The sequence below is a fragment of the Leifsonia sp. YAF41 genome, assembly GCF_052113185.1.
Taxonomy (GTDB): domain Bacteria; phylum Actinomycetota; class Actinomycetes; order Actinomycetales; family Microbacteriaceae; genus Cryobacterium.
The window spans coordinates 143,243-158,086 of sequence record NZ_JBFRCS010000001.1; the positions used below are offsets into that span (position 1 = coordinate 143,243).

At 65.3% G+C, this 14,844-nt stretch carries 16 protein-coding genes; 6 read left to right on the forward strand and 10 right to left on the reverse strand.

The annotated features are described in order from the left end of the window. Positions 1-59 precede the first annotated feature (59 nt). Positions 60-722, forward strand: a complete 663-nt coding sequence (locus AB4Y63_RS00700; protein ID WP_441789104.1) for an alpha/beta fold hydrolase — start codon at positions 60-62, stop codon at positions 720-722. Here the strand turns inward: AB4Y63_RS00700 and AB4Y63_RS00705 are convergent. Next, complete coding sequence (locus AB4Y63_RS00705; protein WP_441789105.1) at positions 719-1,033, reverse strand: hypothetical protein; 315 nt, start codon at positions 1,031-1,033, stop codon at positions 719-721. The genes AB4Y63_RS00700 and AB4Y63_RS00705 overlap by 4 nt on opposite strands. 91 nt (positions 1,034-1,124) lie before the next feature. Between AB4Y63_RS00705 and AB4Y63_RS00710 the strand changes: the two genes are divergently transcribed. Together AB4Y63_RS00710 and AB4Y63_RS00715 are read left to right on the forward strand one after the other, a co-directional pair. Continuing rightward, on the forward strand, positions 1,125-1,502 hold the full coding sequence (locus tag AB4Y63_RS00710) for a PLDc N-terminal domain-containing protein (protein ID WP_441789106.1): 378 nt from the start codon (positions 1,125-1,127) through the stop codon (positions 1,500-1,502). Beyond that, positions 1,502-2,155: a hypothetical protein gene (locus AB4Y63_RS00715; RefSeq protein ID WP_441789107.1), complete on the forward strand. Its 654-nt coding sequence runs from the start codon at positions 1,502-1,504 to the stop codon at positions 2,153-2,155. The genes AB4Y63_RS00710 and AB4Y63_RS00715 overlap by 1 nt, the downstream gene beginning before the upstream one ends. A gap of 43 nt (positions 2,156-2,198) precedes the next feature. On the opposite strand, the gene AB4Y63_RS00720 is transcribed toward AB4Y63_RS00715, so the two are convergent. The 4 genes from AB4Y63_RS00720 to AB4Y63_RS00735 form a co-directional block, all read right to left on the reverse strand. Then, positions 2,199-3,431, reverse strand: a complete 1,233-nt coding sequence (locus tag AB4Y63_RS00720) for a glycosyltransferase (protein WP_441789108.1) — start codon at positions 3,429-3,431, stop codon at positions 2,199-2,201. Between the two features lie 351 nt (positions 3,432-3,782). Beyond that, positions 3,783-5,471: a long-chain-fatty-acid--CoA ligase gene (locus AB4Y63_RS00725; RefSeq protein WP_441789109.1), complete on the reverse strand. Its 1,689-nt coding sequence runs from the start codon at positions 5,469-5,471 to the stop codon at positions 3,783-3,785. A gap of 112 nt (positions 5,472-5,583) precedes the next feature. Beyond that, a complete protein-coding gene (locus AB4Y63_RS00730) occupies positions 5,584-7,212 on the reverse strand; it encodes an amidohydrolase (RefSeq protein WP_441789110.1) in 1,629 nt (542 codons plus the stop codon). A gap of 65 nt (positions 7,213-7,277) precedes the next feature. Continuing rightward, a complete protein-coding gene (locus AB4Y63_RS00735; protein ID WP_441789111.1) occupies positions 7,278-8,603 on the reverse strand; it encodes an MFS transporter in 1,326 nt (441 codons plus the stop codon). A 167-nt stretch (positions 8,604-8,770) separates the two neighbouring features. Between AB4Y63_RS00735 and AB4Y63_RS00740 the strand changes: the two genes are divergently transcribed. Next, positions 8,771-9,382, forward strand: a complete 612-nt coding sequence (locus AB4Y63_RS00740; RefSeq protein ID WP_441789112.1) for a TetR/AcrR family transcriptional regulator — start codon at positions 8,771-8,773, stop codon at positions 9,380-9,382. 61 nt (positions 9,383-9,443) lie between these two features. Here the strand turns inward: AB4Y63_RS00740 and AB4Y63_RS00745 are convergent, their stop codons facing one another. From AB4Y63_RS00745 to AB4Y63_RS00760, 4 genes are all read right to left on the reverse strand, one after another. Further along, positions 9,444-9,752, reverse strand: coding sequence for an SHOCT domain-containing protein (locus tag AB4Y63_RS00745; protein WP_441789113.1), 309 nt, complete (start codon positions 9,750-9,752; stop codon positions 9,444-9,446). A 28-nt stretch (positions 9,753-9,780) separates the two neighbouring features. After that, a complete protein-coding gene (locus tag AB4Y63_RS00750; protein WP_441789114.1) occupies positions 9,781-10,194 on the reverse strand; it encodes a DUF6325 family protein in 414 nt (137 codons plus the stop codon). A 93-nt stretch (positions 10,195-10,287) separates the two neighbouring features. Continuing rightward, positions 10,288-10,560, reverse strand: a complete 273-nt coding sequence (locus AB4Y63_RS00755; RefSeq protein WP_441789115.1) for a hypothetical protein — start codon at positions 10,558-10,560, stop codon at positions 10,288-10,290. A gap of 90 nt (positions 10,561-10,650) precedes the next feature. Then, positions 10,651-11,304 carry an IMPACT family protein gene (locus AB4Y63_RS00760; protein WP_441789116.1) on the reverse strand — a complete coding sequence of 218 codons (654 nt, stop codon included), beginning with the start codon at positions 11,302-11,304 and terminating at the stop codon, positions 10,651-10,653. A 185-nt stretch (positions 11,305-11,489) separates the two neighbouring features. On the opposite strand from AB4Y63_RS00760, the gene AB4Y63_RS00765 reads away from it, so the two are divergent. After that, entirely contained in the window at positions 11,490-13,337 is a 1,848-nt protein-coding gene (locus tag AB4Y63_RS00765) for a DEAD/DEAH box helicase (RefSeq protein WP_441789117.1), read from the forward strand. A gap of 174 nt (positions 13,338-13,511) precedes the next feature. Next, a complete protein-coding gene (locus AB4Y63_RS00770; protein WP_441789118.1) occupies positions 13,512-13,949 on the forward strand; it encodes a nitroreductase family deazaflavin-dependent oxidoreductase in 438 nt (145 codons plus the stop codon). A gap of 93 nt (positions 13,950-14,042) precedes the next feature. On the opposite strand, the gene AB4Y63_RS00775 is transcribed toward AB4Y63_RS00770, so the two are convergent. Beyond that, on the reverse strand, positions 14,043-14,762 hold the full coding sequence (locus AB4Y63_RS00775) for a response regulator transcription factor (RefSeq protein WP_441789119.1): 720 nt from the start codon (positions 14,760-14,762) through the stop codon (positions 14,043-14,045). Between the last annotated feature and the right edge of the window lie 82 nt (positions 14,763-14,844).

Sequence of the window (14,844 nt, forward strand, 5' to 3'; positions counted from 1 at the left end):
CATCCACAGGTCGCTGTGTCAGGAGTACGCTGCGCACGCAGACGGGAGAGAAAATGTTCATGAAATATGTGTTGATTCCGGGTGCCGGTGGGTCGGCTTGGTACTGGAGTCGTGTACTCCCGCACCTCCGCACCGCCGGGCATGACGTCGTCGCGGTCGATCTCCCCGGTGACGACGAGTCGGCCGGGCTCGCCGAATACGCCGCACTGGTCGAGCGGGCCATCGGTCACAGCAAGCACGTGGTGCTCGTCGCGCAGTCGCTCGGAGGGTTCACCGCGCCACTCGCCGCGGCCCACCCGGCGGTTCAGGAGCTCATCCTGGTGAATCCGATGATCCCGGTTCCCGGCGAAACTCCAGGCGAGTGGTGGGAGGACACCGGTTGGGAGGAGGCGCGGGTGCAGGCCGCCCTCGACGGTGGATACAGCACCGACTTCGACAACGACACCTATTTTCTTCATGACATTTCACCCGATGTGGCGGCCGAGGGCGAGCCGTACCAACGGCCGGAGGCCAGCGCCGCATTCGACTCACCGTGTGACTTCGTTGAATGGCCGGAGATCGCGGTGCGGGTGCTGGCCGGACGGCACGACCGGTTCTTCCCGCTCGAGTTTCAACGTCAGGTCGCGATTGATCGACTCGGCATCGAACCGGATGTCGTGGCCGGCGGTCACCTGGTCGCACTCGCGAACCCGCGGGGCGTGGCCGACTACCTGCTCGGTTAGCTCTGGGTGGTAATCACTTCTCTTCGCCCAAACGCCCAGCCGGCCGCGAATGCCAGAAGCAGCATCCCGAGACTACCGATGCCAGATGCGGTCTGCTGCAGCGGGGTCAGAAAGGTCCCGGACGGCACGAAGGTCGTCTCACTGAGCGGTTGGTAGGCGAACCAGCCGATCGTTGGCGGGCTGACGGGCAGGAAGAAAAGCACGAGGCCAACCAGCACTGCCACGATCCCCACGGCAAGCAGGCCGAAATGGGCCGACCTGGAGCGACGCGTGCGGGGACCTGGCGCCTGATTCGCTGACTGCTCGCTCATGCAGCCAGACTAGTGCGGCGCTCTCCCCGCTCTGGGCAGTCCGGCGCGAAATGCTCGCGTATCTCCCCCGGCACTCAATAGACTGTGCCGCATGTTCGCCGTTGCCGTCGTCACCTTCATGCTCGTTCTCGGTGCGCTCATCGACATCATCCTGAGGCAAGACGGCCAGGTGAAGCATCTGCCGAAGACGATGTGGATCATGATCGTCATTTTTCTTCCGCTGATCGGCTGCATCCTCTGGTTCACGATCGGGCGCGAGTATGCCACGCCCATCGACCGCGGTGGCTTCGGCGACCCTCGCCGACGCGAAACGCCCCGCCCGAATGCTGACGAACCCATGCGCAGAAACGGCAAGACCACCGAAGACGAACTCGCTGAGCTCGATCGGGAAATCGAGTTCTACAACAAGCAAGCTCAGCTGCGCCGGCTGCAGGGCGAACTCGACGAACCGCCCCGCGTGTCGGACTGATGCCGCCGCCGACCCCGATCAGACTGCGACGCGAAGCCTGGGGCTTTGCGCTCGGTTCCTTCTTCTTTCTCATCGGCGCCGTTCCGTTCTATGCCGTCGCCGTCGGTCCCGCGATCACCAACCTCACCTTCTTCATCGGGGCACTGTGGTTTACCGCCGCCGCCTTCATCCAACTCAGCTTGAGTGGCAGGCGTCCGCCGCACCGGTCAATGAACCGACCAGACGCGTTCGACTGGTGGGGCTCGGCCATCCAGTTTCTTGGCACCCTCTTCTTCAACCTGAGCACCACCGAAGCCCTCATCACCGCACTGAACAGCGACACGCGGGTCAACAGCGGCTGGGCGCCGGATGCCGTCGGCTCGGCCTGCTTTCTGGTCGCGAGCGCCTTCGCCGTGGTCGCGACGACCGAGCGGGACACGCTGTGGGACCCGAGCGCACGCACCTGGCGGTGCACCTGGCTGAACATGCTCGGGTCGGTCTTCTTCGGCCTGTCAGCGATCGGCGCGTACGTGCTTCCGGCGACCGGCGACCTGGTCAGTCTGTTCTGGGCGAATCTCGGAACGTTCCTCGGTGCCGCGTGCTTCCTGATCGCGGCGCTGTTGAGTCGCCGCGGTATCGAGCCGGTGAGCCGGCGAGTGCCTCAGCCGAGCTGATACCGAGGCCAGCCCTCATCCCGGCTCGGCGCCGGCGCGACCGTTAGGCCGCGGCATCCTCATCGTCGGCATCCTCTGCCTCGTCGACGCTCCCCCGCGTGACTGCGGCAATCTGCTCGTAGAGCTCCTCGTAGCGCAGGATCACGTTCTGGGCGTCGTGCTCCTGGGCCTTCCCGAATGCCGCGCGGCGCATCCGTTCGTCTGCTTCGTCATCGTTTCGAAGGATCGATTCGATCGCCCGGGCGAATTCCTCGGCGTTCTGCGGTTCGACAAGATGACCGTTCTCGCCATGCTCGATCAAGTGCGGCAGCGCCATCGCGTCGGCGAGCACGACCGGCGTGCCACAGGCCATCGCCTCGAGGGTGGCGATGCTTTGCAGCTCGGCGGTCGAAGCCATCACGAACACCGAGGCCTGCTCGTGGAGCTCGATCAGTCGTTCGTCGCTGACCCGGCCGTGGAAGACCACGCGGTCTTCAATTCCCAGCTCCCGCGCGCAGGCCTGCAAACGTGAGTGTGCGGTTCCGCCGCCGACGAGGTCGAGTCCGTCGCTGAGTTCGCGCGGAACCATCGAGTACGCGGTCAGAAGCGTGTCGATGTTCTTCTCGGGGTCGAGGCGACCGACGTAGACCACGCGGTTTCCGGCGGGGCGCTCGAATCGCGGGGTGAAGCGCTCCAGGTCGATGCCGCACGACAACGGGATGACGGTTCCGACGCTCGTGTTCTCGGTGAGGTAGCGCGCGGCGATCGGGGTCGGGCTCGTGACGGTGTCGGCGAGGGTGAGCACCGAATCGGCGAGGTTCCAGCCGATCTGGGCGAGGCGGGGCTTCAACACTTCGGGAAAACCGCTGACGTCGACGATGTTATCTGGCATCACATGGTTGGTGGCCATGAGCGGCAGCTCCCGGGCGTGGGCTTCACGTGCGAGGCCGCGACCGATGTTGATGAAAGACTGAACGTGTACCACATCAGGTGTGACCTCGTCGAGAATGCGTCCGGCCGCTGCGCGTACCCGCCACGGAGGCACGAAACGAAGCCAGTCGTGCGACGGCCAGCGCACGCTGCCGAGTCGGTGCACGCTGATCGGCTGCCCGTCGATGAGTTCGATCCCCGTTGCGGAACGGGTGCTGGTCGCCGGTGCCACGACGTGGACATCGTGGCCGCGCTTCGAGAGTCGCACGGCGAGATCGCGGGTGAATCGTGCTGCACCGTTGACGTCGGGGATGAAGGTGTCAGCACCGATCAAAATCCGCAGACGATTGGTGCTGAGGTCAGACAATGGGTGGCCTCTGAGTTGACAAGAGCGTCGCCCTTTCCGGGGTGCATGGCGTTCAAGAAGACTGAGGTGCCGACGGTATGCGTTCCCCCCGCGTCGATGCCCCCCATTCGGAGGTGACCATCGCAGATCTCGAATGACCAGTCGGCAGCCGTTATATTACCGGTTCCCGGCAACCATCGGACGCCGGCGCCCGCTTCCTGCGATTTCCCTTCCACGTTCAGCGCCGCACGGGCAACATCGTGAACGTTCTCGGCGCGGTGTATCCCGCTGGGCGCGGGGTAGAGGGCGCGCCAGTGGGGATACACCGCGCCAGAATGGGGCAGGCAGGCGGAAACAGCGCCCGGGTCGGGGTCAGAGCACCGGCAAGACCTGCTCCCTCACCTGCTTACGCAAGATCTTGCCCAGCATCGAACGCGGAGTGTCGGTGATCGGCACGATCCGCTTCGGGATCTTGTAGGCCGCCAGGTGGTCGCGGCAATGCGCGCGCAAGGCTTCCTCGTCGAACGCGCTTCCGGGTTCGAGCTCGACCGCCGCGACGACCATCTCACCGCCGCGCTCCAGCGGCTTGCCGAACACCGCGGCATCCTTCACCGCGGGGTGCAGACGCAGAACACCCTCGACCTCCGAGGGCGACACGTTGAAGCCGCCCGTGATGATCAGCTCCTTGGCGCGGTCGACGATGGTCGTGAAACCGTCGGCGTCGACGGTGACGATGTCGCCGGTGCGCAGCCAGCCGTCGGCCGTGAGCACCTTGGCAGTCTCTTCGGGATTGTTCAGGTAACCGCTGAAGACCTGCGGTCCCTTGATCAACAACTCCCCCGGCTCCCCCTGCGGCACCTCGTGCGTCGGGTCATCAAGATCGACTACCTTCATCAGGGTCGACGGGAACGGCACGCCGATCGTGCCGGTGCGCCGGGTCGGGTGGAACGGGTTGCCGAGCGCGACCGGCGACGACTCGGTCATCCCGTAGCCCTCGACGAGCAGACCGCCCGACATCGATTCCCACAGCTCAACCACGTGGTCAGGCAGGTTCATCGCACCCGAGATGCAGTACTTGCACGAGCGCAGCGACACCCCCTTCTCCTTGGCCGCCAGCGCCGTGCGCTCATAGATCGGCGGCACCGCGCAGTACACCGTGGCCGGCGACTTCTTCATCGCGTCGAGGATCAGGCCGGGCTCGAACTTCAGAAACAGCACGAGCAGACCCTGCTTGCGGATGCCGAAGGTCAGGTAGAGCGTCATGCCGAACGCGTGGAACATGGGCAAGATCGCGTAGAAGATCTCCTTGCGGTACTCGGCCCCCTGCATCCATGCCTCGCCCTGCAACGCGTTGGAATACAGGTTGAAGTGGGTGAGCATCGCGCCCTTCGGGCGGCCGGTCGTACCCGAGGTGTACTGGATCGCGGCCAAGTCGTCGACCGAGGGGCGCGGATGCTCCGGGTCGATCGGTCCGTGACTGAGCAAGTCTTTCCAGGGGATGGTCCCGGGTGCAGCACCCGTCAACGCCTCGCGTGATTCGCGCAGACTCTTCACCGGCAGGTACAGCGCGAATCGCTTGACCGCGGGGAAGGCCTGCAGCAGGTTGACGGAGACGACATGGTCGATTTCGATGTCGGCCGGGAAATCGTGGACCGCCGCAGCGGACTTGTCCCAGGCGATCACGACGCGGGCCTGGTGATCCTCGAACTGGTGACGCAGCTCGCGCGAGGTGTAGAGCGGGTTGTGCTCGACGACGACGGCACCGAGGCGCAGGATCGCGTAGAACGCGACGACGTGCTGTGGGCAGTTCGGCAGGATGAGGGCGACGCGGTCGCCCGCGCGCACCCCGAGCTGTCGCAGCCCTTCGGCGGCCCGGTCGATCTGCTCGCCGAGCTCGGTGTAGCTCGTGCGGCGGCCGAAGAATTCGAGGGCGGGAGCCTCGCCCGCCTCGGCGACCGAGCGTTCGAGCATCGCCACAAGCGACTCCGTCGGAAGCTCGATCTCGGCCGGTACTCCCGGCTGATAGTTCATGACCCAGGGCTGCTGCTCAGTGTTCGCCATGAGTCAATCTTCCCCCGAACCCGGCGCTCTGGCGTGCGAAATCCCGGTGGGCGTGCGCCATCTCGCACGCCCAGCGGGATTCGCCACGCCCAGATTGGAAGCCAGGGCTCCCCTACGAGCGCTCGAACACCGTCTGACCGCCCACCACGGTCAACATCACCTGGGCGCCGAGGAGACTCTCCTCGCCCTGCTCGAACGGGTTGGTGTCAAGCACGATGAAATCGGCGAGCATTCCAGTGGCCAGACTTCCACGATTGAGCTCGTCGCCGCACGAGTAGGCGGCGTCGATGGTGGCGTGCCACAGCGCGTCCTCGAGGGAGACCTTCATCGACGGCACATTCGCCAGCAGGCTCGGCACCAAGGCGGACCGCCGCGTCGCGGCGATGAACATATTGGGCAGCGCTTCGTGAGGGGCCGTCGGGGCGTCGGTTCCAAACGCCACCCGGGCACCGGCATCCGTCATCTCCGGCCACGGAAACCCGCGATCCACCCGCCCGTCACCGAGCATCGCGCGCCAGTTCTCTTGCACAGCCGGGTCGGCATGCACCGGTTGCATGGATGCGACGACACCGAGTTGCGCGAGCCGCGTCACGTTCTCGGCCAGCACGGTTTCCAGGTGCTCGATGCGGTGCCGCCGGGGCCGCGGCCCGTTCACGATCTGGGCTTGTTCGAATGCGGTGAGCGCGTTGTCGGAGGCCAGGTCGCCGATGGCATGCACGGCGATCTGAAGCCCGGCGGCATCCGCGGCGGTGATGACATCGATGAGAGAGTCCAGGTCCCAGATCGGGTCGGGGCGCGACCCGTCGTGGAACGGATCGACCATCGCCGCGGTGCAGGCGTCGATGACGCCGTCGACCATGAGTTTGATTCCGGCCAGGCGAAACCAGGGGCCGGCGATCGTGCGCGCCAGTTCGGCGGCGTGCTCGACCTCGGCCAGGCCGAGCGCCCGGTCGTCGAACAAGGAGACGCGCCAGTGCCCGACCACGCGCAGCGGGAGTCGACCGCCGTGACGCACGATCGCGCGTTCCATGGCGGCGACGGCGTCAGCATCCATCGCCATGTCGATGGCTCCAGTCACCCCGGCCTCGGTATACGCGGCGAAGGTGGCATCGATCGCCACATCGCGCTCCTCATCGGAGGTCAGCGCTGCGAGCCCGGCCCAGGCGATGCCCAACGCTGCCATTTCGTAGAGCATCCCGTCGGGCTCGCCGTCGCTGTTGCGGCTGATCGTGCCGCCGATGGGGTCTGGCGTGTCTCGGCTCACGCCGAGTTCGGCGAGCGCTGCGCTGTTCAGCCAGATGGAATGGAGGTCGTTGGCGTCCAGGTAGACGGGGATGTCTGACACCGCCTCGTCGAGCATGGCCCGCGTCGGCGTTCCATTGGGAATCACGTTGAAGAGCCAGCTGCGGCCGAACAGTCGCTTCGCCCCGGGGTTGGCGGCCCGGGCGGCGCGCAGACGCTCCTGGATGTCTGCCACGTCGACGGCATCCATCAGGTCGACTTTTTGGAGTGACTGCCCCATCATCAGCAGATGCGTGTGCGCGTCGATGAACCCGGGCATGACCATCCGCCCGCCGAGGTTCACCTCCGTCGTCGCCGACCCGGCGAGGCGACGGGCGGTCGCCTCGTCACCGACCCAGGCGAGTCGATCGCCCTGGACGACGAAGGCCTCAGCCCAGCCAGTCTCGTGAGCGGTGAATACTGTGCAGCTGGTGTAGAGGGTTGTGGAGCGGGGCGTCATTGGCTTTTGTTTCTCTCTCTGCGGTGGCTGGTCTCGGGGTGGTCGCCGTGTTCGATGCGGGCGATCTACGCAGTTGAGCTGGCAAGCAAATTGATCTGCAGGCTAGCGGTCTTCAGCGCCTCGCGCTTTTCGATTCGGCTCGATAGACGCGCGATGTAGACAAGCGGAACCACCAGCGCGAACGAGATACACCCCAGGATGATGCCCAGCCCGTTGTAGCCGAAGAGATCGGCCAGCGACGCTCCGATCACGGGCGCGAAGCTGGAGCCGACGAGGTAGGTTCCGAGCAGCGGCCCCGACCAGCGGCCGGCGGCATCGAGTGCTGCGGCAGTGGCGACGATGTACATGAACGCCGTGGCATAGATGGTGTTCCAGACGATGATGAGGCCGGCATAGAGCACGGGGTCTGTCGCGTAGGCCGCCCAGATCTTGAGGGCACCGCCGAGCACGAGCATGATGCCGAGCGGCAACGCACGACCGCCCTTCGCCCCCACGAAGATGAGCGCGATGGCAACGACAAGCCCGCCCGCCGTCGACGCACTCAGCACCAGCCCGAGGTTCTGTTCGGTGAAGCCGGCATGGTCGGCGCCCATCGCCCCGGCCATCGCCCAGAGAGAGTCTTCGGCCACGGCCCAGAGGGCAAAACTTACGAGCAGAATGAACCCGGCGATCGTCACGCGACGATCGCCGGTGGGCTTGCCTGGCACGCGAGCCGAGGGAGCCGGCTCTACCGCTGCGCCGACCACCGGGGTCGACACCGCTGCTGCCGTCGACAGCGGCAGCCAGCGCACGGTGAAGATCGCGGCGAGCGCCAGCAGGGCAAGAATTCCGAATGCGCTCTGCATCACGATTCCGAACAGGGGAATCAGCGCAAGCACGACGGTGACCAACACTCGGTTGGTCAGCCCGCTGAAACCGGATGCCCTGTTCGGGTTGCGCAGTGCGGCCAACGCCGCACCGGCAGACGAGACCGCGCCACCCGCACCGAGCCCACCCACGATGACTCCGGCGATCGCCAGCGGTGCGATCAGCACGACCGCCGCCGCGCCGAAGCCCAGGAAGGCAACAAGCAATCCGAGCCGGGCGATGAGCTGCCGCTGTGTTCCCGCAGCCCAGCGCGCTGTGATCAAAGCGGTCAGAGCGGTCGAGACAAGACTGGCGGTCATGACGGTTCCCGCCTGCGTGACCGTCAGGCCGAGCTGGTCGGACAGCGCGATCATCATCAACGGCACGAGGTTCGCCGTCATGAAACCGACGACTCCGATGCCGAAGATCGCGACTCCTTTGCGGAGCGTCAGAGCGACCCGTCCGTCGGCACCCGGAGCAGCCGAAGCAGTGCCGTGCTCGGAGGCATCTGCGGTCAGGTCGGCAGTTTCACGTGTTTCAGTCATTCTTCTCCATTGAAAACGAGTGCACGGGGTCGGTCATCAAGGTAACCGAATGGTATTCGGTTACCTTACGAGAAAGGTCGGCAGTTCCACAACCTTTTTCTTGGGCGCCGATAGGGTGAACTGAGCGTGACGCTCTCCCTTCCTGCAACGCCGACCTTGGAGTGCACGTGGCTCGCCCTCTCTCGCCGAAGCTCTCGCTCGATCTCATCGCCGAAGAAGCCCTCGCCTTGATTGACTCCGGACAACCATTTGGAGTGAATGCTCTGGCCCGTCGGCTCGGCGTCACCCCGTCATCGCTATACAGCCACGTCAGCGGGCGCGACGAGATCGTTGAACTCGTGCGCGCCAGGATGATTCCAGACGTGGGGATGCACCCCGATCCCACCCTGCCCTGGGATGAAGCCCTCCAAGCAACGCTGTGGGCTCAGCGTCGCATGTACGCCTCTCACCCCCACGCGATCTTGCTCCTCGTCGAACTCACCATCACCTCCCCCGATGTCGTTGCCTTCTACGCGCGGCTCGCCGATCTACTCACCGACGCCGGCTTCCCCGAGTCCGACGTGCTCCCCATCATCGAAATGCTCGACGCTCTGGCCATCGGATTCGGAATCGATCAGGCCTCGCCGAGCGCTATCTGGCAGACGAGCGACACCTCGAGCCGATTCGGCCGGCTACTCGCCGCCGCCGAACAGGGAGACGGCAGATCCGACCACGCGTTTGAACTCGCCCTCTCACTCCTCATCGACGCACTGCGCAGACGGCTCGAAGGCATCCACTAGGAGCAGTGGATGCCTTCGGTGCGCCGGATCGGCGGCTCGATTGCGAGCGGTTTCGAGTGGTTCAGGCGAGGATGCGGGCCTTCTGAGCTTCGAACTCCGCATCGGTGAGCGCTCCGGAGTCCCGGAGTGCCGCGAGCTGCGTGAGCTGGGCGATGGGATCTGCCGGGGCCGCAGCGGGAGGTGCTGCAGCGGGGGGCGCGGGAGGCTGTGCGGCCTGCGCATCCGCCACGCCCTGCTGGTACCCGGCTTCACTCGCTTCGGCATTGGCGGTATTGGCTTTGTTCGCTGCATGCGCTCCCACGGCAGCGGCGGTGCCGGCGACCACGGTCGTGCGTACCGCCATGCGGGCGAGCGGGCGTCTTCTCAACATGTCTGACTCCTCTTCTATCTTTCTCTGGCTACTCTGCCGACGGCAGGCCGTCAAGTGCTGCGCTGATGATTTCGTGCGGGATGCGTGCCCCCTCGAGCAGGATTCCGCCCGAGTTGCGCAGCGATTCGGCGAACGGTGCAGCCCACACGTCTTCCCAGATGAGCAAGGCTGCCGACGAGTTGGCTTCCAGTCGCTCTGCCGCGTGTTCGATGTCCTCCGGGCTGATCAGCCCACCCACGTCGGCGTCGACGTCGGCGAATCCCGGCATGTCCTCGACCTCGAACGAGACGGTGTCGCCGTTCGCGTCCTTCCCAATGAAGATGAGGTCAAGAATGCGGATCTTTCCGGATTCGACAAGCGCAATCAGCTCGGGAGCGATCGCACCGTGGAACTCGTTGCCGGGAAAGCCGACGACGATGTATTCAACAGGTCCAATGGTCATGTCGTTTGTTCTCTCTCTCCTTGATCGATACCGATGTCGATACCGGTTGCTACTGGATGGCGGTTGCCACCCGCATCCGCTCTTCTGCGCTGATCAGATGGTCTTGGCTGTCGGTTCCGGTGCGAGGCCGACATCGAGAGTTTCATCGGTGGAAGAGTTCCTCGGAGCTGTCTCACCGATCCGACTGCCGCCGGACGCCGTCCCGTCGATGAAGAGTTCCTTTGCGTCGTAGGTGATCAGCCCGACATGGGCGCGATGCGGTATCGGCAGATTGGAGCGGGACATCGTCGCCACAGGGGTTCCTCCCTTTTGTGCCGCCGGAAGCGGCCAGCCGACGCGTTCCTCGATGCTCGCCAGACGCGTCACTCGACATATTCCCCCATGGCGGGTCGAGATTTCTAACCCCCATCGGGTGAATTGGCCTCAGGCGCAGGAGGATGTCCCCCCGCACGGCGGTCACAACGGGGCGTCGACCCATTCCTGGCCCGCCGTTTCGAGCGCCGAACCCCCGGCCGTCACTCCGGCGACGATGGCCGCCAGTCGCGTGGCATCGTCGTCGGCAATCCGCAGTACCGCGTCGCGCCCATAGTCGGTTCCCAGAATAAGTACGCCGCGCTGGCGTAGCTCGGCCTCGATCCGGCCCGCATCCGTGTGCGAGAGCGCCAGTGTGAAGAGCTCGCGGCGTTCACGCGCGACGACTCGACCCTGGGCGTGCGCCTCGTCGATCGTCGTCAGCACGGCCTCTGAATACGCGCGCACCAGGCCACCGGCACCGAGCAGAGTGCCGCCGAAGTAGCGGCTGACCACCGCGACGCAGTCGATGAATCCGCGCCCCTCGAGCGCCTCGAGCATCGGCCGGCCGGCGGTGCCCGAAGGTTCACCGTCCTCGTTCGAGCGTCGTACCTGGGCCGGGTCGCGTGCTGAGCCGAGCACGAAGGCCGAGCAGTGGTGACGGGCATTCCAGTGTTCCTTGCGCGCCTCCTCGATGACGGCCCGCGCCGCATCCTCGGACTCGACCCTGACCAGGCGGCAGAGGAAACGGGAACGTTTGACTTCGATCTCGGTGTCGACGCGGCCCCCGACGCCGCCGCGCACTGTGAGATCTGGCATGACCCCAGTCTCGCGCATCCGGACTTCGGAGGGCGTCGACGTGGGGTCGCCCTGCTATCGAAATGCGCGATTTTTCGACCGAAAAGGTTTCAAATCGAGGCAATTTCGGCACGAATTTCACCGAAAACGTTGTTTTGTCGCCCCGCACGAGGTATACACACAATTTCAGCGACTACCTTTAGAGGATGACGTCACCCGAAACATCCCCGCAGGGCGAGGCAGAAACTGCCCCCGTAGCGAAGCCCTTCTCCGAACTCGGGCTCTCCGACGCAGTATTGAAGGCGCTTAAAGACGTCGGCTACGAGACCCCCTCGGCCATCCAGGCCGCCACTATTCCCCCACTTCTTGACGGCCGCGATGTCGTCGGACTCGCCCAGACCGGCACCGGCAAGACGGCAGCGTTCGCGCTGCCGATCCTCTCGCGCCTCGACCTGTCGCAGAAGGCACCCCAGGCCCTCGTTCTCGCACCGACCCGTGAGCTCGCCTTGCAGGTCTGCGAAGCGTTCGAGAAGTATGCCTCGCACCTCAAGGGTGTTCACGTGCTTCCGATCTACGGCGGCCAGGGCTACGGCGTTCAGCTGTCCGCGCTGCGCCGTGGAGTGCACGTTGTCGTCGGCACGCCCGGCCGCATCATGGACCACCTCGCCAAGGGCACCCTCGATCTCTCCCAGCTCAAGTACCTCGTGCTTGACGAGGCCGACGAGATGCTCAAGATGGGCTTCGCCGAGGATGTCGAGACGATCCTTGCCGACACCCCGTCCGACAAGCAGGTCGCACTGTTCTCGGCCACGATGCCGGCGCAGATCCGCCGTATCTCCAAGCAGTACCTCAACGATCCCGAAGAGATCACGGTCAAGAACAAGACCACGACCTCGTCGACCATCACGCAGCGCTACCTGATGGTGTCGTACCCGCAGAAGGTCGACGCACTGACGCGCATCCTCGAGGTCGAGAACTTCGAGGGCATGATCGTCTTCACGCGCACCAAGAACGAGACAGAGACCCTCGCCGAGAAGCTGCGTGCGCGTGGCTACTCCGCCGCGGCGATCAACGGTGACGTTGCTCAGGTTCAGCGTGAGCGCACGGTCAACCAGCTCAAGTCGGGCAAGCTCGACATTCTGGTCGCAACGGATGTCGCTGCCCGCGGTCTCGACGTGGAGCGCATCAGCCACGTCGTCAACTACGACCTGCCCATCGACACCGAGTCGTACGTGCACCGCATCGGCCGCACCGGCCGCGCAGGCCGTACCGGCGACGCGATCAGCTTCGTCACCCCGCGCGAACGCCGCATGCTCACCGCAATCGAGCGGGCCACGCGCCAGTCGATCACGCAGATGCAGTTGCCGAGCGTCGAAGACGTCAACGTCACGCGCCTGGCGCGCTTCGACGACGCGATCACCGCGGCGCTCAGCAGCCCCGACCAGATCGCCCAGTTCCGCGACATCGTCGGCCACTACGTCGAACACCACGACGTGCCAGAGGCCGATGTCGCTGCCGCACTGGCGATTGTCGCGCAGGGTGACACCCCGCTGCTGCTTTCGCCCGAGGATGCCCGCGCGCAGCGTTTCGAGCGCGAGAACCGCGATGACCGTGGTGACCGTGGAGATCGCGGCGACCGTTACAGCCGCGATGACCGTGGCAGCCGTGACGACCGCGGCGACCGCGGCGGCGACCGCTACAACCGTGACGACCGTGGTGCCCGCGAGCGTCCCGAACGTCGCGAGCGCACCTCCAGCGGTTCGATGGCGACCTACCGCATTGAGGTGGGCAAGCGTCACAAGGTGGAGCCGCGTCAGATCGTCGGAGCCATTGCCAACGAGGGTGGCCTGAGCCGCAACGACTTCGGTGCGATCAAGATTCAGCCTGACTTCTCGATCGTCGAGCTGCCGGCCGACATGTCGAAAGATGTGCTCGCCAAGCTGGAGAACACTCGCATCAGCGGCAAGCTGATCGAGCTGCGCCCCGACAGCGGTTCAGCACGTCGTGAAGGTCCGCCGCGCGCGCCGCGTCGCGAGTACGAAGGCCGCAACTAAGCACCTCGCTCCTGACCGAGTGTGAACGGCGGTCGATGTCTCTGCGGAGCATCGGCCGCCGTTTTGTCGTTCCGGGCGGACTCCCCGCCGGTCATGGAGTAGCGCGGGCACGTCTCGAGAACCCGGTTCTACGATAAGGGAGTGGATATCCGCCGCCGTGTGAAGCGCACCCAGATGAGAACACTCAACCTGGTGCACCATGTTGTCCTCGGAGCCACGGGCGGGCGCCTCGGTTGGTCGATCGGGGCGATGCCCGTCGTCGAGTTGCACACCATCGGCCGCAGGAGCGGACAACGTCGCTCCACCTTGCTCACTTCTCCGATTCACGAACCAGGACGCTACGTTCTGGTGGCCTCGAGGGGTGGCGACGACCGGCATCCCGAGTGGTACCTCAACCTGCAGACGAACCCTGACGTCGAGTTGAGCGCTCACGGTCGCACTCTGGCGATGCGGGCGCGCACCGCGACACCCGCGGAGAAGGCCGAACTGTGGCCGCGAATTGTTGCGGCGGGGCCGAGCTATGCGGGCTATCAACAGAAGACCGAACGCGACATCCCGGTGGTCATCTGCGAGCAGCGCTGGAGCGACGAGCAGCCGGTGACGGAACTCTAGCGGGAGGCTCCGACCGGAATGCACCAGGAGACCCGAGCGGCGAGAAGCGGTCCAGCAGCCCGACGAACACGACCAATGCGAGTGCCGAGAAGCTCACGGGTTGACCTGCCTGGCCGACCGTGACGCTGTCACGAACAATCGTTCATGTTTGAGATGCAGGATCGCCGCTTGCGTGCGGTGCTCGAGGCCAAGTTTCGACAGCAAGGAGGTCACATAGTTCTTCACGGTCTTCTCGGCGAGCCCCAGTTGTTCCGCAGTCTGTCGGTTGGTGAGGCCTTCGGCGATCAATGCGAGCACTTGCAGTTCGCGCAGGCCGAGCGAGTCGAACGCTCGACTCTGCCGTGAGCCGGGCGCCGGGCCGAAACCCGCGTTCGTGCTCGCGGATTCGTTCAGTTGCTCGCCGGCGGCTGTCACCCTCACGGCAGCAATGAAACTGCTGGCGCGAATGTTTGTGGTGACACACCCCGACGCACCCGCGAGAGCGGCGGCTCGCGCCGTCTCCCCGTCGTCGTCGGCCACGAGGATGAGGCATCTCACGTCTGGCCGCGCACTTCGAATCGACCGCGCGACATCGATTCCGCTTTCGTCGGGCAAGGTGACATCGACCACCACCACAGTGGGCTCGGTGGCCGCTACGAGGTCGCGAGCCGAGCGCGCGGTTGCGGCTTCGCCCACGACATCGATATCCTCCGCGTCGTCGAGCACGGCGGCGATCCCCCGTCGAACGAGCTCACGGTCGGAGACGAGGAGCACCCGAACGACGCCGTCGTGACGTGACGGGTCGTGTGAGGTGCTCGCTTCGTCGTGCGCCACAGACAGTCCGATCGGGCCTTCATCGGGGCGAAGGCGCCTAGGTCAGAGTGTAGCCACGTGCCACAGAATCGTTCGAGTGCGA